The organism is Pseudomonas protegens, assembly GCF_003732485.1.
In the GTDB taxonomy this organism is placed as follows: domain Bacteria; phylum Pseudomonadota; class Gammaproteobacteria; order Pseudomonadales; family Pseudomonadaceae; genus Aquipseudomonas; species Aquipseudomonas protegens_B.
In genome coordinates this window covers 501,535-522,761 of record NZ_MOAK01000086.1, presented here as the reverse complement: position 1 = coordinate 522,761, position 21,227 = coordinate 501,535, and the positions used below count along the sequence as shown (strand labels likewise).

Genomic DNA, 21,227 nt, shown 5'->3' with positions numbered 1-21,227 from the left:
ACCTGGCAGCGAGCGCCGGGGCGGATGCGCACCTGCGCGTCCTGCCCCGGCCACTGCCAGGTGATGTTGAGGCTGAAGGTGCGGAACTGACGCTCCAGGTCCGCACTGATCTCGACGCTTTTCCAGCCGCTGTAATCCAGTCCGTCCACCGTCAGAGTGACAATGTTTGCCAGTTCGTCCATGGGTCACTCCCGAGCGATTTGCAGGTTGGCCGGCGGCAGGAAGCCCGGATGGGCCACCCGATTGCGCTGCACCACTTCGCCGACCCGCGTCGCATCGGCAAACCGCTGATAGGCCAGCACCAGCGCCGGCAGGCTGCTCTTGGGGCTGAGGCTGACCAGCCGCACCCCCGAGGACGCCACCGCATTGAGGTGCCCCTGCACCTGCTGGCGCAGGGTGTTGAGCGCCTGGTAATGCACCGCGTCGGCCTTGAGCGCGGCTTGCCAGATCAGCTCATTGAACTGATCGCGCAGCGCCAGCACATCGTCGGCCACCGGCACTTCCAGGCGCTGCACCGGCCGGCTGGCCTGCTGCGCCAGGGGCGGCGTGTTCTTGAGCTTCACCACTGGTGTGGACACCGGCAACGCCGACACCAGCCGGGCGATCTGCACCAGCAGCGCATCCTGAACCAGATTGGCCACCGCCTCGGCCGCCGCCGTGGTGTCCTTGCCGGTGGTCAGCTTCGGCGCATCGATGCGCCTGGCCGCCTCCACTTGCTGGGAAATATCGGCGAGCATCTGACGATAGCCGGTACGGGCAAAATCCTTGAGCCCGCGCACATCCTCCAGCAACCCCTTGAACTCCGTGCTCAGCTCCTTGGGTACTTCCTTGATCGCCTTGACCAGGGTGTTGAGGTCGCCATAGAACTCGATCAACGGCTTGAACTCGTGCTCGATGACCTCGTACACCTCGATCAGTCCCTTGCGCAGCGAATCCACGCCAATCCGCGCCTGCTTGATCAGGTTGGTGGCAAATTCGAACCGCAGCACCGCCGCCCCCAGCAAGGTATCGCTGGCCACCAGCACCTGCTGCTGGGTATTGACCACCGCCGAGGGAAAGCGCAACGGCTGGTCCGGGTAGAACTTCAGGCTGAAGGTCACCAGACCGCCGTCCTGGCGGCTCTGGGTCATCTCGCATTCACCGACCTTGACCTGCATCCGCCCGAGCCAGGGGTGCACCAGCTCGCCGCTGCCCTCCTCCAGAGCCTTGAGCAGCCTGTCGCGCTGCTCCAGGCAATCGGCACCGACGATAAAGGCCGTCAGATCGTGGATTTTCGCCTGCTGTCCCAGCCCCTCGAAGAAGGGCTGGTCACGCTGCGGGTACTCGTGCAACTGGCCTTTCTGCCCCACCGGGGTTTTCGCCTGGTCGACCCAGAACGGCACGCCGCGAAACGAGGCGGGCAACAAACGATCACGCCAGTTATCCGCCATTGGAACCTCCTAGGGAAAGTGAGCGATAGCCCAGGGTCGAAGCCACGTTCAGGCCTGGTTGATTGGTCTTGGCCTGTTCGGCACGCAGGCCCGCCGGGGCGTTTTCGAAACGCACGGTCAACCCGCCTTCGAGTTGCGTGCGGTTGTTGGCGGCGTTCTGCTGGATCAGGGCACTGGAGTTCTGGGTCAGCGAGCTGCCCTGGGTTGCGGCAAAGGGTGATGCCAGCCCGCCTTTACCCTCGGCGTTGATCTGCCTTTGCGCCTCGGTAAAGCCTTCGACCTTGCCGGTGACAGTGGCAATCAGCCCTCCGAAGCCGCCCTCGAACAGCTCCTTGATCGGCACCATCAGCGCTTGAAGCTGGCTCCACAGCCCGGAAAACCAATCGGCGATGGGCGCCCAGTTACTCATGATCAGCTCCATCGGCGACCAGTCGAACAGGGCCTCGATGGCCTTCCTGATCGAGTCGATACCCGGTTGCAACTCGGCCCAGATCGAGCCGAAAAAGCCCGTGACCGCTCCCCAGTTGTTGTAGAGGATCACCAACGGGGAAAAGTCGAACAGGGTTTGCAGGACTTTCTTGACCCCGTCGATGCCCGGTTGCAGCGCCGCCCAGATCGTGCTGAAGAAGCTGCTGACAGCCCCCCAGTTGTTGTAAAGCAACACGGACGGAGAAAAGTCGAACAGCGTCTGGAGCACCTTTTTGATCGCCTGGATACCCGTTTGCAACACTGCCCAGATCGACGCAAAGAAGCCTGTGACCGCGCCCCAGCTCTTGGTGATCATGTCCATCGGCACCCAGTCGAACAGGCCTTTTAGAAAGGCCATCGCCGGTACCGTCAAGGCCTTGAGCGACTCCCAGATGGATGCGAACAGGCCCGTCAACCCAGCCCAGTTATCGATGATCAGTCCCAGAGGTGACCAGGAGAACACTTCTTTGAGGAAGCCAACGACCGAAGCCGTCATCGCCTTGATACTTTCCCAGAGCCCGGTAAAGAACACCGTGATCGCGCCCCAGTTGCCGATCAGCATGCCCAGAGGCGTCCAACTGAACAGGGTTTTCAGCCCCTCCAGCGCCTGCGCCGCAAGATTCTTTGCGCCCTCCCAGAGGCTGACGAAAAAGGCCGAGATCGGCGTCCAGTTGGCAATGATCACCCCGGCTGCCAGAGCAATGCCCATGGCAATCAACATCACCGGGTTGGCCTTGGCCACCGTGCCCATCAGGTCAAGCACCTGGGTCGCCCCGGTCACGGCGGTTTGCATCGCCGAAAAGGCAATGGCGCCCATCGCCAGCCCCTCAACCAGCTTGGGGTTGTCATCGAGCAGTGTCCCCACGCTGTTGAGCATGGGCTCCAGACCGACCACCAGCGCCCCCACCGCCGGCGCCAGCGCAGCATCAATGGCCGAGGACACCTTGGACATCGACTGACTGAATACATTCATGCCTTTGGCCGCATCAGCCGGCGCGCTGGAGTCGCCGACTTCGGCCAGCTTGCCCTTGAACGCATCGCAGGCCTTGATCCCGTCCAGGAAAGGCGTGATCAGGCTGCCGCCCTTGAACAGGCCGCTGATGTTCAGCTTGCCCAGCCCGGCCTGTTCAAGGTTTTTCTTGAAAGAGTCGACCTTGCCTTGAAGGGCGACGAGTTTGGGTGACAGTTCGTCGATGCCGGTCAACAGCACCGACTTCTTCTCTACGGTTTGTGTGTCTGCCATCACTGCACCTGCTGCATCGCATTGATCCGTTGCGCGTGCTCCAGGGATTCCCGGAGCACATCCAGTGGCCTGGCCATCATCTGTTCGGGGTCGACCTTCCAGAACCAGGCCAGGTCATAGGCGACAGCGATCAGGTCGGCGATGGCTGCGATGCCGCACTCATGAAAAAACTCGCCACCGCCCAGCTCAGGGCGTTGAGGTCCACCAGGTCCAGCTGGTTCACCGAGGACGGTGGAATACCGGCGCAGACCGCGATGTACTTGGCCGCGACGTCCATGTCGAGGCTGACCTCTTCGCTCTTGTCGATCTTGTACGGCAGCGCCTTGATCGCTCGCACTTCCTGCACCGTCGGACGGCGCAGGGTGAGTTCGGCCAGGGGCTCGCCGTGGGCCTCGATGGGCACCTGCAGCTTCACGGCATTGCTCATTGCCAGGTCCCCTTCTGCCCTTCGAAGTTCAGTTCGATGCTGGCGTCGTCGCCCTTGGCAATAGGCTCGTCCACCAGGTAGGCGCCGGCCAGCACGTAGACCTTGCCGTTGGCGAACTCGCAGGTGACGGTCATGTCGGAACCGGCGATCAGCTGCTTGAGCGGAAAGTCCGGGGTGTGCAGCGCGGTGACTTTGAACGACGGCGTGAGGTCGGTTTCCTTGTAGAACCCCGGAACCACGGTTTCCCGCTTGACGGCCATCAGCGGTGCTTCGCAGCCGCCGCTGATGGTCAGTTGAGCGCCGTCCACTTTGACGTAGCAGGTGCCCGCGATCAGTTGACCCATGTTGTTTCTCCCAAAAAATAAGCCCGCTCAAGGCGGGCTGAAAAAGCGCAGTGATGCAGGTCTGGCTCAGGCCGCAGCGTCGTACTGCAGACGGAATTGGTTGAGCAGCGCGAACACTCGCAGGCCGTTGATGTAGTCCGGCGGAAACAGCACGTTGACCCGGCTCGGGTCCTGCACGTCGCGTTCGACGATCAGGTGCTCGGCGAACAGCTCGGCGTTCTCCACATGGCCTTCCAGCTCCAGCTTGGCGTACTGGGCAATCAGCTCACCGCGAATGGTGCTCGGGGTGACGATCGGCTGGCCGGCGCCGAAGCGGGTGCCGTCGGCGGCCAGCTTGTGGCGCCCGTACTTGCTGGTGATCACGCTTTGCAGGCGGCGCACGATGAACGCCGACTGGTGCATGGTTTCGCTGTCCAGGTAGGAGTTGTCGGCCTGGCCGTAGGCGTTCTTCTGGTAGGTGGTGATCGCCCGCTGAATGCGCATGTAGCCGCCTTCGTAGTAGGCGGTGGCGATGCCGTAGCTCAGCAGCGATTGACGCTCGGTCAGGGTAAAACGCTCGCTGGCCGGCGCCGGATCGATACCCGGCAAGCTACCGCTCTGGGTCGGCCGACTGGCGTCGGCAGAGATGAACACCGAGGTCCGTGCCGCCAGGGCTGCGGCCTGAACCCAGACCGGTTGTGGCACGCCGGTTTCCAGGGCCTGGATGGTGATGTGCTGATCGTTGCGCGCCTGCCCGGCCGCCACCAGGGTACCGACGGTGCCGCGCTTGGCGCTGTAGACGTGGCCAAAAAGCTGCTTGGCCCAGGACCAGCGACCGGTGCTGTCATCCATGACGGCTTGCCAGGTGTTGAGGCTGGCCGTATCGGTCCAGGGCATGCAGATGAACTCGAAAGGCTCGTCGCCCAGGGCCGCCAGCGCAGCCACCTGATCCGGCACACCGGTGCCACCGGCCATCTTGCCCAGCACCAGAGTCAGGCCCGCCGGGGTCTGTTCGCCATTGCTCTTGCCCAGACGGTTGAGTTGCAGACTGATGTCGTTGCCGCTGTCGCCGGTCCACTTGACGCTCAGGGTCACAGTGCCGTCGACGGCTGCCGCAGTCACCGGCAGATCCACCGCCGCATTGACCTTCAACGCCAGGGCGCTGGCCGCCTGAGCGGCAGTGGCGCCGCTGACGATGGATGCCTGCACCCGCACGCCACCAACGTAAAGGTTGAGCAGGCCGCTTTCGCTGGCGGCGCCAGTGATCTTCACCTCAGCCTTGGCCACACTGCCTTCAGTGCTGTGCAGCGGCAGGCACCAGATCTCGCCCACCGGGTCGGTCTTGCGCCAGGTTTCATACATCGAAGCGAGCATCGAACCTTGCCCGCCGATACTCTTGGCCAGGGCCACGCTGGACACCAGCACCAGCTTGCCGAGGTCATCGCCGGTCTGGTTGTCATTGACTTGGGCGACGATCAGACGACGCATGGCCGAGGACGCACTATTGGCCGCCGAATTGTCCATCTCGGCGTAGAACAGCGGCACACGGATGTCCGCCGGAATATTGCTGAAACCGATCGCCATTATTTGGCTCCTTGAGATTTCGCCGCTTTCACGGCCTTGCTAGTGATATCGCCATCGGCCAGACGTCGGCGCCACCAGGCATTGTCCGGCACTTCACGGCCTTCTATCGGCAGCAGATCGCCTGCCTCCGGGTCCGGTACGGCGCGGCCGGCGACCGGCAGCACGGTGATGCGTTTGCTCATTGCTTCAGCTCTCCTGAAAAAGTCAGCTCCAGGCGCCCGTCGGGACCTGGGTGTTGCAGATTGGGGTCCGCCGGATCGATGGCATCGACCCGCACCGTGACCCCGGTCAAGGACGGCAAGCCGTCGAGTTCACGTTCATGCCAGGTCTCCGCCGGCTGACTGGGCAGATTGCGGCCCAACTGGAACTCGGCGAAGAAGCGCAGGCGATAGAGCAGTCGGGTGGCGTTGAGCGACACCAGCTCGCCACCGTCGTATTGGATCGGGTTGTACTCGACGCCGGGCTTGAAGCCGACCAGGGCGCGCCAGAGTTCGGCGCGTAAGTCGTGGAGTTGCTCGAGGGCTTGTTGTGGGTTGCTGGCGTCGAGGAGCAAGGCGACTTCGAAGCGGTCGCGGATGATCTGGCGGTAGGCGTTCTGGGCCGTGTTGGCGGAGGCCAGATCGTTAAGCGGAGCGACGTAGGCGGCGGGAACAGCGGGCGAAGGGTTGCTGCTCAGGGTGTCGAGGTTGATGCCGACAATGATGCGCTCAGCAAGGCTGGGACACCGGGTTTGCAACTGAGTGAGAACAGCGGTGAGTTTCATAGAGAGGCTCCTGGTTTTCGGTGCATGCAAGCTCGATGGACACCGACGGGTCACTCCAGCCCGGCAGGCAACACCGCCTGAGCGCCTTTGAGACCAGCCTGAACCGCCGTCCAGAACTCGGCATTTTCATAGCCCATGGCCCAGACACTGGTACCGCCCAGCCCCAGCTTGGTGACCAACGCGGTCTTGGTCTGGATGCTCGTGGCATCGTCGTACCAGAGCACCGGTTGTGCCCGCTCCTGGGTCCATTCCACGCCATCGGCGAAGTTCTGCACCGGGCCCCAGGTGGCGTAAGGCGTGGCCGAAGCGACGTCCAGATGGGTAGCGGCGCGATGCTCGGCAATCACTTCCTGGTAAGCCGACCAGTGCACCCGATTGCCAATGCTGTAGTCCTGACCGTAAGCCGGGAGCCCCGCCAGGACCTTGCTCGGCGCGACTCGCGACACGGCGTAGCGGAGCAGCGCCTGCTGCCAGTCGGCGCCCGACTCGGGGCCGGGCCAGACTTCATCGTGGAAGCCGCCGCTGCTCCAGCCGGGCCCGACCTGGTCATAGGTCATGACCTGGAAGTAATCCACGGCCGCGCCCAGGGCCTTGTAGTCGTAGCCTTGGAGGTACTCGGGCTCGCGGTCGCTGGATTTGGGCGGGATGCTGATGATCAGCTTCTTGCCGCTGGCATGCAGGGCGTTGCCCAGGGCTTTGACATAGGCGGAAAACGCCTTGGCATTCCTCGGTTCGACCTTTTCGAAGTCCAGGTTGATACCGGCAAAACCGCCGTCCTTGGCCAGCGTCACCAGTTGCTTGATGCTGCCGGCACTCAAGGTCTTGTCGTTGACGATGGAGTGGGAAATGGCCGGGTCGAAATCACCAATGCCTTCGTTGTAGTCGGAGACGGTCGGATACAGCGGCAGGGACTTGGACTGGGCGAAGCGGATGATGTTTTCGGTGGTTTCGTTCATCCCCTCCTGATGCAACTGGCCGGTGACCGTCAGCCCGTAAGTACTGCCCAGGCCGACGGCAGAAAGGTTGCGGTAGAACGCTTGCAGATTGCTGTAGGACGCTTCGACCTGACCGTCGGTGTAGGCCAGGACAAAGGGCTCGGCATGGGCTGCGGTTGCCAGCAACAGGGTGCAGCCCGCGATCAATCCCTGAAAAAAATGCCGGATGCCTCGCTTCGAGGCCGGGCTGCTGATGCCTGGGTTCATGAATACTCCTGCGGGTTTTCCGCGTGGTTTGAAAGGAAGTGAATGCTGGATCGGGGACGATCCGAATGAGCCGCCCGCGAGGGTGCTCGCGGCGCCATTGAAGGGTTAAAGCTGCACCACCCTGAGTGGTTTTTTGGCGGTGTTTTTCTTGGCCTTGGCCTTGGCTTTGCCTTGCTTGCCGCCGTTGCATTCGACCGTGGTGCTCCACCCGGACGGGTTGAACATCTGCTCCACCGAGTCCACCAGGTACTCGCCATCCAGACCGGGCTTGAAGCCCTGGGCATTGATCAGGCGCTCGGCGAACAGGTCGGTGCGCCCCGGCATCTCCAGACGGACGTTGGCGTTGCTGCGGTTGAAGGCGGCCAAACGGGCCTTGGCCGCCTGCTCGGCGGCGGACTTGTTGGGGTACAGGTGCCGATCGGTATGCACTGCCGGTACCCTGTCCGGTGAGTCGCTGTTGCCCAGGTCGATCACCCTGAGCGTGCCGCTCTTCTTGTCCTGATGCCGGGTCTGCACCGCCTTGTGGGTGCTGCTGTCACTCAGGCGGAACTGATAGCGGCTGACGTCGCCGCGGCTGAGGGTGACCACGCCCAGGGCCTTGCCGCTGGCACTCAACCCGGCCTGACGAGGCAGCACCAGCAACTTGCCTTCGGCCACCTTGGCGGTGCAGTCGTACTGCCGGGCCAGACGGGTGATGAAGTTGAAGTCGGACTCATTGAGCTGATCGATCCGCAGCACCTTGGTGGTGACGGGGCAGATGGGCGTCCAGCCGTTGCGGGCCGCCAGGTCGCGGACAATCTGCGCCAGCGCCACGTTCTCCCAACTGCCACTGCGGGTGGTCTTGCCGCTGCCGCGCATGTCGCTGGCCTTGCCGCGAATCTCGATGGAATCCGGCGGCCCGCTCACCACCACTTCATCCACCGTGTAGCGCCCCAGCCGGGTCAGTGTCTGGCCGGCGTATCCGAGGAAGATTTCAATGCTGGCGCCACGACTGGGCAGCGCAACCGCCGAGTCGCGGTCATCAATACGCAGTTCAAACTCGTCCGACTCCATTCCCGGTTTATCCGAGGTTCGCAGCGTCAGCAGCCGGTCGTTGATCTGCGCCGTAATATCCCGGCCATCGGCCAGGATGCGAAAGACTGGGGTCATGCTCCGTGCTCCAGAAAATGAAGACCCCGTACACGACGGGGTCTGTTGATTGGATGCAAGGTCAGTCCCATAGCTGAACCATCGCCTCGGCCCGAATCGGCAGATCCGGCAACAGGATCAGTACCCCGGCCCGAAAGGGTTGTGGCTCATCGGCCAGGCCCTGGTTGGCGTCCAGCACCACCTCGACGCTGCCATTGAGGTGTCCGTAGTACTGATGACACAGGGTGTCGAGCAGATCACCGTCAGAGGTTCTGCAGGTCGTTGCCATAGCTCACAAACTCCAGTGAAAAGCCTTGCTTGCGGGGAATACCGCCTGCCAGCAGGTGGCTCTGGTCCTCGTCGATGCTGGTGAGGCACCAGGTGCCCAGCACTTCGCCGTAGCCCGTGGTCAGGCTCAGGGGCTGCAAGCGCCGACCAATGCTGCGCAACGTCTGCAACTGGCCCAGCCCGCCCTTGAACCCGGGGTAGATCGTGCCCTTGAGGGAGATCTTGTCGTCGCCCTGTCCCACCGCCTGCTGCGCGATGCCGCGGCTCAAGCGCTCCTGGGCCGCCCAGCGAAAGCCGGTCTGGCGGCGCAACTCATCGAAGGCCGCAGTGTCGAGGTTGAAGTAGAAAGGCTCGGCACCGGCCCCCAGGGGCTGCAGGATCAACAGGTGCGGGAAGGGTTTCACCGCCTCCGCCGCCGGGGTGTCCTGAGGCGCCAGCGCACCGGAAGGGAAGATGTTGCCCAGGGCTGGGCTGATCTGCCCGCCGATGCGGTTGATCGCCGCGCCGGCCTTGGCCACCTGTTCCTGCAAGGCGCCAAGACGCTGCTGCATCTGCCCCGCCACGGTCACGGCCTGGCTGTACTTGGCCGCGACTTCACCCACCGCCGACTGCGCCGCGCCGATGCTGCGCATCGTGCGTTGCAGCTTGGCGCCCAGCACCGGGCCGACCCAGGGCAGATTCTCCAGCTCCGAGGCGGCGCCGGTGATGTCACTGATGGCGCCGTTCATGGGCCCCAGCATTTCATCGGCGCTGCGCCGCCCCGCCTCTGCTGCCGCCACCAGGGACGTGAGCCCCGATTGCAGCTGTTCCATGTAGGCCATGCCACCTCCTTAAACGTGTGCCGCGTCGAACAACTGACGACCGGCCGCCTGACGGCTGTATTCGTCGAACTGAAAGCGCAGATAGGGTTCCAGCTCCCGGGCCAGTTGCGCGGGATCTCTGACATCGCCCTGGACCGAGATCGACAGGTAAGGCGCGAAGCTGAACTGTTGTTCGATCGAAGGTGGCGCCGCCGATGTGAACGGCTCCGCCGGTTTGAGCAGCGAAGAGGTCGATGCCGACGGCGACGGGCTGGCCATCGAACGCACGGCCTGCCCCATCAGCGGAGGTGTCTGCCCCGGCTGGAAGGATTTGGCGATATCACCCATGACCGGCGGAATGTTCTGCCCGGCGTTGCGCATCATCAGCGGACCGGCTGCAGGCATTTGCTTGAGCGAGTCGTCGGAGCCGAACAGTTTTTTACCCAAGGCTCCACCAGCGGCCGAACCGCCCCAGGCGCCCAGTGCACCGCCCACCAGCCCACCAATAACAGTACCGATGACCGGCACCACGGAACCAATGGCGGCCCCTGCTGCTGCTCCGGCAGCGGCGCCTGCAAGATTGCCTGCCGCCTCGCCATAGCCTTCGGCTTTTTCATCCTGGGTCTTGGCATTCAGATAGGTGTCCGCAACCTGGAAACCGGCACCGAGCACCGATAGGATCGCGCCTCCCTTGAGCAAAGGTGCGAACCCTTTGGCCACAGAGCCAGCACCTTTCAGTGCGGCACCCGCCACGCCAGACCTGACCGCCCCTCTGGGCAGTTTTTCCAGACCACTGGGCGTCATCGGGCTCTTGCCACCTTGAATGCCCGCCCCCCTCGCAGGTGGCCTGCGCCTGTCAGCCTTACGCCCACCACGGCCCTGACGGCGTTGCTTGTCCAAGCCGCAGTCGATCATGGGCTCGCAACAGTCAATGCCTAGCGCATTGCGACCGGGCGCTCGCTTTGCCGCCTTGGGGTCAACCTTCAACCCACCCCGCAAGACATTGATCAGGCCCTTGCCCATGGTGTAGACGGCCATCAGCTTTTTCACCGCGACATAAGCGGCGCCCAGGGCGGTCACCCCCAGCACCAATGACGGGGCCTTCTCCGCCAGTTCGGTCAGCTTGCCGACCACCACCGTGATGCTTTGGGCCACCAGATCCGTGGCCGGGCGTAGGGCCTCTCCCACCGCACGCATGCCATCGTCGACCGCCTGCTCGCTCTCCTTCCACAATTGCGCGGAGGCTTGTCGACGCTCGGCGAGGTTCTTGGCGAGAACCCCCGAAGCACTCAACGAATCCTTCTTCACTTGCTCGTATTGCTGCCGGCCCTGGGTCTGGGCCAGCAAGGCCGCCTTGATCTGCATATCGGTGAACAGATCACCGGTACGCAGGGACTCTTCCAAAGCCTCAAGCATGGCCTTGGCCTTCGCCGGGTCCGCTTCCTTGCTGATTTGCGCCTGAGCCTCGGCCATCTTCGCCGCCTTGGCCGGGTCGATGGCCCTGACGTAACGCATGGCCAGGGCAAAGCTCGCCTCCAGGCTCGACATGCCCTTCTGGATACCGGTGTTCAGCGAAGCCTGGTAATCAATACCGGCGTCTTCATAAGCCTTGACCGCCTCACTGGAGCCGATTTTCCCTATCCAGTGCTGCAGCTGGCCGGCGGCCTCATCTGCACTGCCAGCGGTATTCATCTGCACTTGCAGCATCGACCCCAGCTGACTCACCGCCGCCATACCGGTGAGTCCCTCCCTGCTCGCACTCTTGAGCAGGGCCGGGAGCAAGCGCGCCATGTCGGCGGCCTCGAAGTTGCCCGCCTGTCCCTGCAGGGCGATGGCCTCCAGGGCCTGCTCCATGACCTTGGGGTCGCTGATACCGGGCTGCCGCTCAAGGGCCCGCATCAGGTTCGCCGTGTCATCGACACTCGCGCCCTGGCCCACCGCAAACTTGGCGGCCAGCCCTGCGTAGCCTTGCGCCTTGTCCAGTGACATACCCTTGGCAGTCATCTGCCCCACCAGAGCGGCCACCTCGTTACGGGCCATTCCCGTGTCCCGTGAAGTCTGAATGACGGTGCGGCTCAGTTGCGCTTCCTGAGGCTGGTTGGCCACACCGGCCTTGATCGCGATATCACGGATCAGTGCCTGATAATCGGCACTGATCTTGACCGGGATGGCCAGCTTGCCGATCCCGTCCTTGGCCAAGCCATAAGCCGCCTTGAAGTCGGCCTTGCCCTGGTCAATCTGCTGGTGCCCCCGGGCCTGCAGAGCAGAGCCCCGGGCCACATTACCCAGCGCCTGATATTCCTGACGCAGCTTGTGCACCTGAACACCTTGCTGGCGCAGCCCCTCCCGGCTTTTCTCCAACCGGCGCAACAGCCCGGCTGCCGAGGAATCGCCCGTGTCATGGGCCTTTTTCCATTCCTTCTGCAGGCGCAGGGTCTGGCCGATGGTCTGTTCCAGCACCCTGGCCTTGCTGCCTTGCTGCTCCAACTGCTTGATCCGGCCTTCCACCGTCTTGAAGGCGGCGTCCCACGTAGAACTGAGGGCAGTACCCACTACCACCAGCTCCGATACCAGCTTGTTCGCCATCTGCTTCTCCTGATCCTTGGGTGACGGGCTCAATCCGTGAGCCACCAGACCATGTCGGAAAACCTCATGGTCATGATTTCCTCGGCGGAAAAATGCAGCTCGCTGGCGAGCCGTTTCGCCGCCACCTTCATCACCGCAGGATCAAAGCTCGTCGTCTTGCACCAGGCGAAAATAGCCGGCCTGCAGACGTTGATAGTCCTTGAGCGCCATGCCCTCCAGGTCCTTGGCGCTGATTTGCGCCAGGCTGGCGAACAGCATCAGCTCGCGCTGTTCGTCATCGCCCACGGCCCCCGCAGTGGCCGCGCGCACGTCACGCACGGTGGGGGCGCGCAAGGTGACCTTGTCGCAGACCACACCGTTCATCTCCACCGGCTTGCTCAGCGCCACCATCACGCTGTCGCTGCTCAGGGTCATCCAGGCCGGGGTCTTGTCGATTGCTTGAGACATGGGGTGTCTTCCTTACAGGCCCAGGGCCGAACGTTGCGCGGCGAGCTGGTCGACGCCGTTGATCACGCGCTTCATGCCCAGGGCATCGATCTCGTAGATCAGCCGACCGTCAACTTCCAGCTTGTAGTAGGTCAGGGCCACGTTGTGCTTGATCTCGGCCTTGTCGCCGGATTTCCAGTCGCCCATGTCGACCTCTTTGAGCATGCCGCGCAGGGTGACGATCACCGGAGTGACCTTGCCCTTGAGCCCTTTGAACGCCCCACGGAACACACCGTTGAAACCGCTGCTATCGGCCAGGCCGAAGAGCTTCAGCGACTCACGGCGCACGCCGGTGGTGGTGAAGCCGGCTTCCTGTTTCTCCATGCCCATGTCCAGTTCCACCGGCACATCCATGCCGCCGACTCGATGCTCCTCGGTCTTGAGGGTCAACTTGGGCAGGGTCAGGCTCGGCACGTCGCCTTGAAAGCTGATGCCATCGACGAACAGGTTCATGTTCGCCAGGGTTTCGGGAATCATTGCCATTACTGCGGCTCCTTAAGCGGCTTGGTCGAGGACTTCGGTCAACCACTGGTTGGTGACCTCGACCCGGAAGTTGGGGTTTTCGGCAGGTGGGACGTCGGTGAAGCGGATGTTCCAGTACACCTTGCCCTGCTCCAGCTGGCTGGCAGTGTTGAGTTCAGTGTCGGCGTAGACCTCGAAATTGATGATCGCGCCCTGGTTCTTCAGATCACGCATGAACGCCTGCAGGCCCTCGGTGACGTCCTTGACGTAAGTCGCGGTGATCGAACGGTCCACTGCCCATTTGTGGCCGAAGAGGATGGCGTCCATGACGATGTCCATGGTCCGCACCCGGGTGACGAAGGCCCATTTCGGATCGCTGGACAACGTGCGGTTGCCCCACAGGCGGAAGCCCGCATCACGGATGATGGTGGTGATGTTGGCGTTGTTCAGCAGGTTGGCGCGGCAGGTTTCATCGCCGTCGAGGAACTCGATCGGCCGCTTGGTGCCGGTGATGCCGACGAATTCCTTGTTCGACGGCGAGGCCCAGAAGCCGTACTCGTTGTCGGTCCAGGCGAACAGACCGGCGACCCAGGCCGAGGCTGGCGCATCGACGGTGGCATTGGCGCCGTTGTCCCAGTGCTGAACACCCGGGTCGACCATATAGGCGCGCTTGGCGCCGAAGTTCTTGGCGTAGGCCATGGCCGCTTCGTCGGTGGTATTGGGACCATCGAGAATGGCCAGGCCACGCAGCTTGTCCGCCAGGGCCACCAAGGCGGTGCCGATGGCCAGGGTCGAACTGTGCTTGGGGGTGACCAGCAAACGCGGCTGGGCGTTGAAACGGCTCTTGCCGTCCAGCAGCGCCTGCAGGCCGGTGCGCTTGCCGTCGGCCAACACCCCGCCGATGATCGCCGAGGTCTGCTCAGCCGCGTCGCTCACCTTGGCCACGCCACAAGCGACGATCACCGCCTTGGCCCGCTGATAGATGGCCTGGCAGGCCTTGGTGATGGCCGCATCCGGGCCCCAGGCCGCAATGGCCTCACGCTCGTTGGTGATCAGCAGCAGGTCATTGGCCTTGGCAGCGGCGGTCGGGCCTTCGGTGAAGGTGTCCACCAGGCCGATGATCGAAGATGACGGCAGCGAAATAGTGCGCGTGCCGGTGTCGACGTTGGTGACGGTAACGCCGTGGAAAAAACCACTCATGGATAAACTCCAGACATGAAAAAGCCCCGGGTGAAGGGGGCTCGTAGAGATGATTGATTAGTGGGAAGCGGGAAAGAAAACGCCCCGGCGGTGCGGGGCGTTTACTGGGTTTGTTCGGCGATCCAGGGCGGCGCCACCGGACGATGTTCAATCTGTGGAAAGTCCGGGGATTGCGGCCAGTCGCGTAGGGATTGCATGTACACCAGTAGCTCCTTGAATTGCTCACCTGTCAGCGTCGTGGGGGCTTCAATTTCCAGCTGATCTCGATGCCGCTCGCGCAGCCACATAACGGAAGTCAACTCAACATCACGCCATCTGCGTTCCTTAGCCATGAACTGAGCAGGGGACGCGGGTGGGCGCGGGCCAAGTTCTGGTGTTCCGTCTTTCCCCTTCACGATCACCGTGTTTATGCCTACACCTGCAAGCAGTTCATCCCGCAAGCTCTGCTCCACTTCGACCACATCCGCTGGTATCTCTGAGTTGTAATCAGGGTGATACCAAGACGCCGTTTCAAAGCTGTAGAGGAATCCCATCAGTTACCCCACGCAAAGTAATAAATCGTTTGATTGCCAGCACCATTAGATGTCGAGACATCTTGCGTCAATCTGATAACCCCATTTGAAATCGGAACCGCGTAGGCGCTGTAGTTGCCTGTAGTGTTCCAACCAGAGACACCCATGCCTGCGATTACCCCGCAAATTGTGTTGAAGGAAACCGGCAAGCTCACATTAAGGCTCGACTCAGGCGAAACCACCACTGACCCCATCTGAATAATCAGGCCTCCCGGTACGTCAGGAATTCGGATTGAGTCGTTGTATGTATAGTTTCGCTTTGGCAGCAGCGCCGTTACCGCCTGATTGATCAGATACTCAGTGTCAACTTTTTTGTAAGCATCGGTAATGCCGTATCCGGCCAGGGTTGTGGCAGACTTCGCCAGGCCTATTACTGCCTGATTGATCAGGGAGTCCACGTCACCACGCTTGTAGGCATCGGTGATGCCGTAACCCACCAGGGTGGTCGCTTTCGTGGCTAGGTCTTTCACCGCTTGGTTGATCAGATAGTCCACATCGCCACGTTTGTAGGTATCGGTGATGCCATAGCCCGCCAGGGTGGTCGCTTTCGTGGCCAGGTCTTTCACTGCCTGATTGATCAGATAGGCCACATCGACTCGGTTATAGGCGTCGGTAATCCCATAGCCCGCTAAGGTGGTTGGATTTGCACCAGCAACGACAATGCCACGCTTGCTGACGCTGACCTGGGTGTAGGTACCAGCAACCTTGTCCGCAGGCAGTCTACTGTCGAAGGCGAGGTCAACGTACTCACGGGTGGCGAGCACTATGGACGGGTCGATCTTCAGTTGTACCGAGGTCGTACTGCTTACGATCAGGACCATTCGCAGCACTTGAGTCCGGCCAGAACCCTCCGCCATCTGCGGCTTGTAGCTTGGCGGGCAATTGCTGACCGCTATCAGGTCGCCTGCGGCATCGTAAAGCCCCATCTCGCGAATCCACCACCCGCCCTCTGTTTCGGGAATGACCATTTCGGCCATCACTTGGCTGGTGTTCGTTGGGTCTACGCTCAACGTATTGAGGCTGGCGCGGTAGCGTTCGTTTGCAAGGGTGGTTTGGGTTCGGGTGGGGGTTGGCAAGGTTCCATTGCCATCACCCACTGCCATCTTGCTGATTTGTAGTTTTGTGTCGAGGGCAGTGGCATTGGCCAGCTTGGCCTCGCCCACGGCGGTCAAAATTGCGAAGTAGGTCTGGCTCATGGATAGACGCTCAGTGTGTCAGTTGAATGCTCAATACCGGAGAACAGCAACGCTGGGCTGCTGACCTCAATGGGACCGGGCGAGTAAGGGTAAACAGTCAGGATTTCGCCATCGGTTGCGCCGGCACCAACCCAGGCTGTGCCACGTGTTTCTAAGCTGATGAGCAGTCCGCTCATGTGCCGGCTGACAGGCCTGGCGTCGTCGATCAGCCGGGTCAGTTCCTGGTACATTTCTTCGGTGATGCCGGTGTCCAGAACGCCGACTTTCAGGGCAAAGGTGGCCGGTTCGCCTTCAGGGACCGTCTGCCACCATTCGACCACTTCAATCAGGTAGCCCAGCGGCTCCACCACCCGGCGCAGTGCACCGACGGTGCCTTTGCGAGCGTGGATGAAGTACGAGGCACGAATGGCGTTGCGCTTGACCGTCTCGGACCAACGCGGGTCCCAGCGATCCACCGACCAGGCCCAGGCCAGCTGCGGTAACAGATGCACCGGGCAGGTGGACGGGTTGTACAGGGTGCGCAGCATGATGGCGGTATCGCTTGCGCTGGCCGCCTCAAGGGCGCGCTCCAGCGGCGTGCTATTGATCGGCAGTAGGCTGGTCATCTCAGCTCCCCAACGTGACGCTGTAACCGGTGCAATACGCCGCTTGAGCCTTGGTCGGGGTGATGTCTTGCCAACCCGCCAGATCGACCCGAGCCACGCCGGCCACATGCAACTGCGCATCAATGGCCGAACGGGCCACCTCGATGCCCAGGCGCCGGCGTGGGTTGACCCAGGCAGCCAGCTTGCGCTCGGCTTCAGCCAGGGCTGCGTCACCTTCCGGGCCGGAGCCCTTCATGTGCAGCACCGCATCGATGCGATACGGCAACACCTGGGCACTCTGGACCGTGACCCGGTCGCCGAGCGGTCGCACGTCTTCATCGTTGAGGGCTGCGGTAACGGTCGCCAGCAAGTCAGGACTGGCCGCGCCATTGCCTTCCAGGCTCAACACCGTGACCGTCACCCGGGCCGGCGACGGGCTTTCGGCCTCGGCGTCTGCTACCAGCGCGGAAGCGTTGCGGGCATGCAGAATGTAGCTATTGCGCGGCCCGGCGGTGGTCAGGCCTTCGTAGGCCAACTGCACCCGCTCGCGCAGCGCATCATCCGCCTCCTTGACCTCTGCCAACGGCGGCACCGCCTGCGGGTCTGCGGGCTGGATCACCAGGCGCTGCAGTTTGACGTTGGCCGCCAGGTGATCCAGGTCCGTGCCCTTGGCATGGGCCAGCAGCAGCGCCTTGGCCGCATCGTTGACCCGGGCCCGTAGCTGCATATCGCCATAAGCCGACAGCTCCAGCAGTTTGCTCACCGGATCGCTTTCAAGACTGGCCGTCCAGTTATCGCCCATGTGCCGGCGAAAGGTGTCCAGCTTGCCTTGGTACAAGGCCTCAAAATCCAGGGCCTCAAGCACCTGCGGCGCCGGCAACGCCGACAAGTCCAACGTACTCATGCCGTCACCTCCAAAACCGCGCTATCGCCCAGGTACTGGCCGGTCAGTTGAAAGCTGATCTGACCTCCCACTACCGCTACCACCCTGACCCGTTCCAGCCTCAGCCGGGGCTCCCAGCGCAACAGCGCTCGGGCCACTTCGGCCTGCACCGCACTTTTCCAGCCGCCGGTTACCGGCAAGTCGACGTAACGGCGCAGGTTGCTGCCGTACTCCGGGCGCATCCGCCGACTGCCCAGCGGCGTGGTCAGGATGTCTTCGATGGACTGCCGCACATGCTCGATGCCGGACAGCGACAGGCCGGTACGGCGATCCATTCCGATCATCACGTCACTCCTGCACTTGCAGATCCGGGTGGGTGTTCAGGTAGTCCAGGGCGGCAAGGTCGCCGGCCTTTACCGACAACTGCCCCTGGGCTACCAGCAACTGGCGACCATCCGGCAGGATCAACAGGCGTGAGGTGTAAAGGGTGTCGCGAAACACCACAGTGCCGGTGCCCGCAGGGCGACCGGGGGTTTTCTTAGGGGTGGCCATAGGCTTCTCCGGGTACAAAAAAACCGCTCAGGGCGGATTTATGGGGTGTTCGGTGAGAGAGGAGTCGTGAGGGCGACGACCCGCGAGGATCACTGCGGTGTTGCAGTTGAACCGGGACCCGGCATCACACCCAGATGGGTGTGGGTCGAGCCGACGTTGACCCCGTTGTGCTGCAAGCTCCCACCGTTGATTTGCACATCGCCATTCAAGGTGATTGCACCGGTCAGGGTGATGCTGGCGGCGTTGCCGGTCAGGGCGCTGTCGGTCACTACCACCGAGCTGCCGCCGACCTGAATGGTCACCGTGCCGCTGGGCAGGCTGATGCTGTAACTCTTGGCCTGCCAGTCATAGATCAGCGAACCGCCATCATCGAAACGCCAGACCTCGACGTGATCACGGTTGTCCGGCTGGGGCCCGGCGTTGCCATACAGGCCGGGGACGAAAGTGCCCTGGGCCGGCTCGCCGCTGGGGCTGATCAGCACGCCCTGCTCCCCCAGGCTCGGAGCCCGCCAGTGTCGGGCCTTGCCGGCGGCCTGGCTGTGCCAGCGGACCCAGGCGCTGGTCCAGCCGGCGCCATCGGAAACCCGCACCAGTCCGGTCGCCAGATCCACGCCGACCACACTGCAAGGCAGGATCAGGCCGGCAATCATGCGGTCGTGGGTTGCAGTCACGTAACTCACGCCATGTGCTCCGGCGACTGGTAGCCGCCCTCGTGACCGGGGCCGGTATCGGGACTGAAACCCAACACCAGCGTGCCCGGTGGTTGATTCGGCCAGGGCCATTGCTCCTGGCCAAGGTAGATAAGCTGCTGCCACTGCACGATCCACTCGGCCCTGTAAGCCGATTCCGCAACCGTGCCGGCAGGCTTGGCCCACACCGCCGTTACGCCTTCGACAAAATCCAGATCCCACTGCTGACAACGCAGCAGCTCGATCAACTGCGCCGCCAGAATGGCCGCCTGCAAAGGCGCCTGTACAAGTTCGGGATCAACCCGCACCCGGGCCTCCAAGGTGGCACGCATGCAGCAGCGGCCGTCACCCGGGTCGGCTGCCTGGTCCAGTGCTGTGACGGCAAAGTAGAGCGCCGGCTCAGTGGCGTCCTGAAGCGCCTTGGGAAATGCCTCAACCGTATGCAGATGGGGCATCGCCAGCTTGATCGTGGACGTGATGGCGTCTTTTAGCTGGGTCAGTTCGTTCATTGTCTAGTTCCAGAATAAGGTCGAAGCGGCCCGGCCACTGGGGCCTGGGCCGGTGGACCTTGTTGAGGGCCGGAGCCGATCAGGGCTCAAGGCTGATCCGAATGCGAATCCCGGGAAGGCGGTTCGCAAATCCCGATGCGCTTGGCCGCCCAACGCTCATAGAGGCCGATGGCGACGTCGGCGCCGGCCATGGCGGTCAGGCAGCCGAAGGCGCAGGCGGTCCAGATCGAGACGCCGGCGGCATACAGCAGCATGATTGCCGAGACTCCGCAGACCACGCAGGCTCCGGAGCGCAGCGCCAGGCGCCGTAGCAGCGACCAGCCACGGGCGCCCTCCTTGTCGGCGCGCCACATTTCGCCGGAAACGCCACCGACCAGCGCCAGGACGATGACCAGCCAGATCGGCATGTCCAGCAACGCTTGTTGCTCGTTTGTCATTCACGTCTCCCGTGCGGATTGAGGCCAGCGAGATGGCCAGTTGATAGAAGGCTGATAACGATGTTTCAAGGGGTCCCTGTCTGTTGGTGGCCCACGTTAGGCAGGCATTCCAAAAAGCCCGGTCGCCCGGGCTTTTCAGTAATGCAAACCTTGGTCTTTCGGCACTACTGGTGCGGTACGGACCCATTCAAATTGTTCCTCCGACCGCGACCCTGTCCGCCGGATAACTGCTTCTGGTGCTTTACGCTGCACACCCGGGTCAGTTGCCAACCCTCTGAACCGTCGAGGCCGGTTCATCGCTGCCTTTGCTTTGCCACTAAAGAGCGTCGTTGCAGCCGTTGTTGAACGGCTTGAGATGGATAATATGCATTCATGCATGTGCAGTCAATGCGCAAATGCATTTATTTATGCGCAAGAATTGCGCGGATGCATGAGACCCGCATAGATGCAGGGCGGAGGGATTTTTCGAGGACGAAAAAAAGCCCGCTCAGTGGCGGGCTTTGTCTGACGGTGATGGCTTAGCGGGCGTACATGCCCCACCAGAAGACGTGACCGAGGATGCTGATCTGCTCCTCCTGGATTTCCTGGAAGCTGTAGTCCTCATCCGGATGCTCGTCGCGGTTGAAGCTGCGCAGGCGAATCCCGGTGGGCAGGCGATACAGCTGCTTCACTCGCAGTTGGCCATTGTGGTTGATCGCGTACAGGTCGCCATCGACGATATCGCCGATGGCGCACTTGCCGGCATTGACCCCGACCGTGGCGCCATCGCGCAGCACCGGCAACATACTGTTGCCCCGCACCGTGACGCACTTGGCCTGGTCGAACTGCACGCCGTTGTGCCGCAGGCTGCGCTTGCCGAACCGCAGGCTGGCGCGCTCGCTCTCCTCGATGACGAATCTTCCTGATCCAGCAGCCAATTCAACCTCACGCAGAAAAGGAACCGACACCTCGTCGTCATCGACAGGGGTATCGTCGTCCCACAGGCTTATGTCCTTGAGTTCCGAATGAATCTCGTCACGGGGCGCAGCAGCCCGAGCAGGCGCGATATTCACGCGTCCGCGCAATTGGTCGGTGCTCACCTGGAAGTATTCGGCAATCCGCGAGATGTGTTTATCCGAAGGATCGACGATCTTCCCGCTGAGAATCCGCGAGAGGGTGGATTGAGGCACACCGGTCCGACGGTGAAGCTCCGTAGGGGAGATTCCGTCGCGATCCAGCAGCTCTCTTAAGACGGTAGAAACATTGCGTATTTGCATAGAACGCATATTGCTCGAATTTTTAGCCAATGACAAATGCTGTTTTGCATATTTGTGCTGCATTTACCGGACAAACACAGTAGCGCCTTGGTGCCTGCGAGGCCAGGGCACCCATGGTAACCTTGCCGCCATCTGCAAAAAGCCGAGCCCAGCGCTCCT

At 62.4% G+C, this 21,227-nt stretch carries 26 protein-coding genes; all 26 read right to left on the bottom strand.

The window, feature by feature from the left end; genetic code table 11:
* Nucleotides 1-182: phage baseplate assembly protein (locus BLX41_RS36625; RefSeq protein ID WP_404942806.1), on the bottom strand; the 182-nt coding region annotated here is incomplete at its 3' end.
* A 3-nt stretch (nt 183-185) separates the two neighbouring features.
* Entirely contained in the window at nt 186-1,430 is a 1,245-nt protein-coding gene (locus BLX41_RS29350) for a DNA circularization protein (protein WP_123727695.1), read from the bottom strand.
* On the bottom strand, nt 1,420-3,141 hold the full coding sequence (locus tag BLX41_RS29345) for a phage tail tape measure protein (RefSeq protein WP_123727694.1): 1,722 nt from the start codon (nt 3,139-3,141) through the stop codon (nt 1,420-1,422). The genes BLX41_RS29350 and BLX41_RS29345 overlap by 11 nt, the downstream gene beginning before the upstream one ends.
* 130 nt (nt 3,142-3,271) lie before the next feature.
* Nucleotides 3,272-3,568 carry a phage tail assembly protein gene (locus tag BLX41_RS29340; RefSeq protein ID WP_041116251.1) on the bottom strand — a complete coding sequence of 99 codons (297 nt, stop codon included), beginning with the start codon at nt 3,566-3,568 and terminating at the stop codon, nt 3,272-3,274.
* Entirely contained in the window at nt 3,565-3,912 is a 348-nt protein-coding gene (locus tag BLX41_RS29335) for a phage tail tube protein (RefSeq protein ID WP_016965085.1), read from the bottom strand. The genes BLX41_RS29340 and BLX41_RS29335 overlap by 4 nt, the downstream gene beginning before the upstream one ends.
* 66 nt (nt 3,913-3,978) lie before the next feature.
* Entirely contained in the window at nt 3,979-5,475 is a 1,497-nt protein-coding gene (locus BLX41_RS29330; RefSeq protein ID WP_123727693.1) for a phage tail sheath subtilisin-like domain-containing protein, read from the bottom strand.
* Nucleotides 5,475-5,657 carry a DUF2635 domain-containing protein gene (locus BLX41_RS29325; RefSeq protein WP_123727692.1) on the bottom strand — a complete coding sequence of 61 codons (183 nt, stop codon included), beginning with the start codon at nt 5,655-5,657 and terminating at the stop codon, nt 5,475-5,477. Before BLX41_RS29325 ends, BLX41_RS29330 begins: the two co-directional genes overlap by 1 nt.
* Nucleotides 5,654-6,238 (bottom strand): phage tail terminator protein, encoded by a 585-nt coding sequence (locus BLX41_RS29320; protein WP_123727691.1) that lies wholly within the window; start codon nt 6,236-6,238, stop codon nt 5,654-5,656. Before BLX41_RS29320 ends, BLX41_RS29325 begins: the two co-directional genes overlap by 4 nt.
* A 50-nt stretch (nt 6,239-6,288) precedes the next feature.
* Nucleotides 6,289-7,440 carry a glycosyl hydrolase family 18 protein gene (locus BLX41_RS29315; RefSeq protein WP_123727690.1) on the bottom strand — a complete coding sequence of 384 codons (1,152 nt, stop codon included), beginning with the start codon at nt 7,438-7,440 and terminating at the stop codon, nt 6,289-6,291.
* Between the two features lie 105 nt (nt 7,441-7,545).
* Nucleotides 7,546-8,589, bottom strand: coding sequence for a phage late control D family protein (locus tag BLX41_RS29310; RefSeq protein WP_123727689.1), 1,044 nt, complete (start codon nt 8,587-8,589; stop codon nt 7,546-7,548).
* A gap of 61 nt (nt 8,590-8,650) precedes the next feature.
* Complete coding sequence (locus BLX41_RS29305; RefSeq protein ID WP_123727688.1) at nt 8,651-8,857, bottom strand: tail protein X; 207 nt, start codon at nt 8,855-8,857, stop codon at nt 8,651-8,653.
* A complete protein-coding gene (locus BLX41_RS29300) occupies nt 8,832-9,677 on the bottom strand; it encodes a phage tail protein (protein ID WP_123727687.1) in 846 nt (281 codons plus the stop codon). The genes BLX41_RS29305 and BLX41_RS29300 overlap by 26 nt, the downstream gene beginning before the upstream one ends.
* Before the next feature lie 9 nt (nt 9,678-9,686).
* A complete protein-coding gene (locus tag BLX41_RS29295) occupies nt 9,687-12,242 on the bottom strand; it encodes a phage tail tape measure protein (RefSeq protein ID WP_123727686.1) in 2,556 nt (851 codons plus the stop codon).
* Nucleotides 12,243-12,383: 141 nt separating this feature from the next.
* A complete protein-coding gene (locus BLX41_RS29290) occupies nt 12,384-12,689 on the bottom strand; it encodes a phage tail assembly protein (protein WP_123727685.1) in 306 nt (101 codons plus the stop codon).
* Nucleotides 12,690-12,701: 12 nt separating this feature from the next.
* The gene (locus BLX41_RS29285; protein ID WP_123727684.1) at nt 12,702-13,211 is read right to left on the bottom strand and encodes a phage major tail tube protein; all 510 of its coding nucleotides are present in this window, start codon (nt 13,209-13,211) and stop codon (nt 12,702-12,704) included.
* A gap of 12 nt (nt 13,212-13,223) precedes the next feature.
* Entirely contained in the window at nt 13,224-14,390 is a 1,167-nt protein-coding gene (locus tag BLX41_RS29280) for a phage tail sheath subtilisin-like domain-containing protein (protein ID WP_123727683.1), read from the bottom strand.
* 101 nt (nt 14,391-14,491) lie between these two features.
* Nucleotides 14,492-14,923, bottom strand: coding sequence for a phage tail assembly chaperone (locus BLX41_RS36620; RefSeq protein ID WP_259745342.1), 432 nt, complete (start codon nt 14,921-14,923; stop codon nt 14,492-14,494).
* Entirely contained in the window at nt 14,923-16,158 is a 1,236-nt protein-coding gene (locus BLX41_RS29270) for a phage tail protein (RefSeq protein ID WP_123727682.1), read from the bottom strand. Before BLX41_RS29270 ends, BLX41_RS36620 begins: the two co-directional genes overlap by 1 nt.
* Nucleotides 16,155-16,763: a phage tail protein I gene (locus tag BLX41_RS29265; protein ID WP_123727681.1), complete on the bottom strand. Its 609-nt coding sequence runs from the start codon at nt 16,761-16,763 to the stop codon at nt 16,155-16,157. The genes BLX41_RS29270 and BLX41_RS29265 overlap by 4 nt, the downstream gene beginning before the upstream one ends.
* Before the next feature lies 1 nt (nt 16,764).
* Nucleotides 16,765-17,646, bottom strand: a complete 882-nt coding sequence (locus BLX41_RS29260) for a baseplate assembly protein (RefSeq protein ID WP_123727680.1) — start codon at nt 17,644-17,646, stop codon at nt 16,765-16,767.
* Entirely contained in the window at nt 17,643-17,969 is a 327-nt protein-coding gene (locus BLX41_RS29255) for a GPW/gp25 family protein (RefSeq protein ID WP_123727679.1), read from the bottom strand. Before BLX41_RS29255 ends, BLX41_RS29260 begins: the two co-directional genes overlap by 4 nt.
* A 4-nt stretch (nt 17,970-17,973) precedes the next feature.
* The gene (locus BLX41_RS29250) at nt 17,974-18,177 is read right to left on the bottom strand and encodes a hypothetical protein (protein ID WP_123727678.1); all 204 of its coding nucleotides are present in this window, start codon (nt 18,175-18,177) and stop codon (nt 17,974-17,976) included.
* 89 nt (nt 18,178-18,266) lie between these two features.
* Nucleotides 18,267-18,857 (bottom strand): phage baseplate assembly protein V, encoded by a 591-nt coding sequence (locus BLX41_RS29245; protein ID WP_123727677.1) that lies wholly within the window; start codon nt 18,855-18,857, stop codon nt 18,267-18,269.
* Nucleotides 18,854-19,375 carry a hypothetical protein gene (locus tag BLX41_RS29240; protein WP_123727676.1) on the bottom strand — a complete coding sequence of 174 codons (522 nt, stop codon included), beginning with the start codon at nt 19,373-19,375 and terminating at the stop codon, nt 18,854-18,856. Before BLX41_RS29240 ends, BLX41_RS29245 begins: the two co-directional genes overlap by 4 nt.
* Before the next feature lie 86 nt (nt 19,376-19,461).
* Nucleotides 19,462-19,812 carry a phage holin family protein gene (locus tag BLX41_RS29235; RefSeq protein WP_123727675.1) on the bottom strand — a complete coding sequence of 117 codons (351 nt, stop codon included), beginning with the start codon at nt 19,810-19,812 and terminating at the stop codon, nt 19,462-19,464.
* Between the two features lie 518 nt (nt 19,813-20,330).
* The gene (locus BLX41_RS29230; RefSeq protein WP_123727674.1) at nt 20,331-21,077 is read right to left on the bottom strand and encodes a LexA family transcriptional regulator; all 747 of its coding nucleotides are present in this window, start codon (nt 21,075-21,077) and stop codon (nt 20,331-20,333) included.
* Nucleotides 21,078-21,227: the final 150 nt, after the last annotated feature.

Bases quoted from the DNA above. Each gene is read 5' to 3' on its own strand.
- BLX41_RS29350 (WP_123727695.1), bottom strand. From the start codon at position 1,430: ATGGCGGATAACTGGCGTGATCGTTTGTTGCCCGCCTCGTTTCGCGGC.
- BLX41_RS29345 (WP_123727694.1), bottom strand. From the start codon at position 3,141: ATGGCAGACACACAAACCGTAGAGAAGAAGTCGGTGCTGTTGACCGGC.
- BLX41_RS29340 (WP_041116251.1), bottom strand. From the start codon at position 3,568: ATGAGCAATGCCGTGAAGCTGCAGGTGCCCATCGAGGCCCACGGCGAG.
- BLX41_RS29335 (WP_016965085.1), bottom strand. From the start codon at position 3,912: ATGGGTCAACTGATCGCGGGCACCTGCTACGTCAAAGTGGACGGCGCT.
- BLX41_RS29330 (WP_123727693.1), bottom strand. From the start codon at position 5,475: ATGGCGATCGGTTTCAGCAATATTCCGGCGGACATCCGTGTGCCGCTG.
- BLX41_RS29325 (WP_123727692.1), bottom strand. From the start codon at position 5,657: ATGAGCAAACGCATCACCGTGCTGCCGGTCGCCGGCCGCGCCGTACCG.
- BLX41_RS29320 (WP_123727691.1), bottom strand. From the start codon at position 6,238: ATGAAACTCACCGCTGTTCTCACTCAGTTGCAAACCCGGTGTCCCAGC.
- BLX41_RS29315 (WP_123727690.1), bottom strand. From the start codon at position 7,440: ATGAACCCAGGCATCAGCAGCCCGGCCTCGAAGCGAGGCATCCGGCAT.
- BLX41_RS29310 (WP_123727689.1), bottom strand. From the start codon at position 8,589: ATGACCCCAGTCTTTCGCATCCTGGCCGATGGCCGGGATATTACGGCG.
- BLX41_RS29305 (WP_123727688.1), bottom strand. From the start codon at position 8,857: ATGGCAACGACCTGCAGAACCTCTGACGGTGATCTGCTCGACACCCTG.
- BLX41_RS29300 (WP_123727687.1), bottom strand. From the start codon at position 9,677: ATGGCCTACATGGAACAGCTGCAATCGGGGCTCACGTCCCTGGTGGCG.
- BLX41_RS29295 (WP_123727686.1), bottom strand. From the start codon at position 12,242: ATGGCGAACAAGCTGGTATCGGAGCTGGTGGTAGTGGGTACTGCCCTC.
- BLX41_RS29290 (WP_123727685.1), bottom strand. From the start codon at position 12,689: ATGTCTCAAGCAATCGACAAGACCCCGGCCTGGATGACCCTGAGCAGC.
- BLX41_RS29285 (WP_123727684.1), bottom strand. From the start codon at position 13,211: ATGGCAATGATTCCCGAAACCCTGGCGAACATGAACCTGTTCGTCGAT.
- BLX41_RS29280 (WP_123727683.1), bottom strand. From the start codon at position 14,390: ATGAGTGGTTTTTTCCACGGCGTTACCGTCACCAACGTCGACACCGGC.
- BLX41_RS36620 (WP_259745342.1), bottom strand. From the start codon at position 14,923: ATGGGATTCCTCTACAGCTTTGAAACGGCGTCTTGGTATCACCCTGAT.
- BLX41_RS29270 (WP_123727682.1), bottom strand. From the start codon at position 16,158: ATGAGCCAGACCTACTTCGCAATTTTGACCGCCGTGGGCGAGGCCAAG.
- BLX41_RS29265 (WP_123727681.1), bottom strand. From the start codon at position 16,763: ATGACCAGCCTACTGCCGATCAATAGCACGCCGCTGGAGCGCGCCCTT.
- BLX41_RS29260 (WP_123727680.1), bottom strand. From the start codon at position 17,646: ATGAGTACGTTGGACTTGTCGGCGTTGCCGGCGCCGCAGGTGCTTGAG.
- BLX41_RS29255 (WP_123727679.1), bottom strand. From the start codon at position 17,969: ATGATCGGAATGGATCGCCGTACCGGCCTGTCGCTGTCCGGCATCGAG.
- BLX41_RS29250 (WP_123727678.1), bottom strand. From the start codon at position 18,177: ATGGCCACCCCTAAGAAAACCCCCGGTCGCCCTGCGGGCACCGGCACT.
- BLX41_RS29240 (WP_123727676.1), bottom strand. From the start codon at position 19,375: ATGAACGAACTGACCCAGCTAAAAGACGCCATCACGTCCACGATCAAG.
- BLX41_RS29235 (WP_123727675.1), bottom strand. From the start codon at position 19,812: ATGACAAACGAGCAACAAGCGTTGCTGGACATGCCGATCTGGCTGGTC.
- BLX41_RS29230 (WP_123727674.1), bottom strand. From the start codon at position 21,077: ATGCGTTCTATGCAAATACGCAATGTTTCTACCGTCTTAAGAGAGCTG.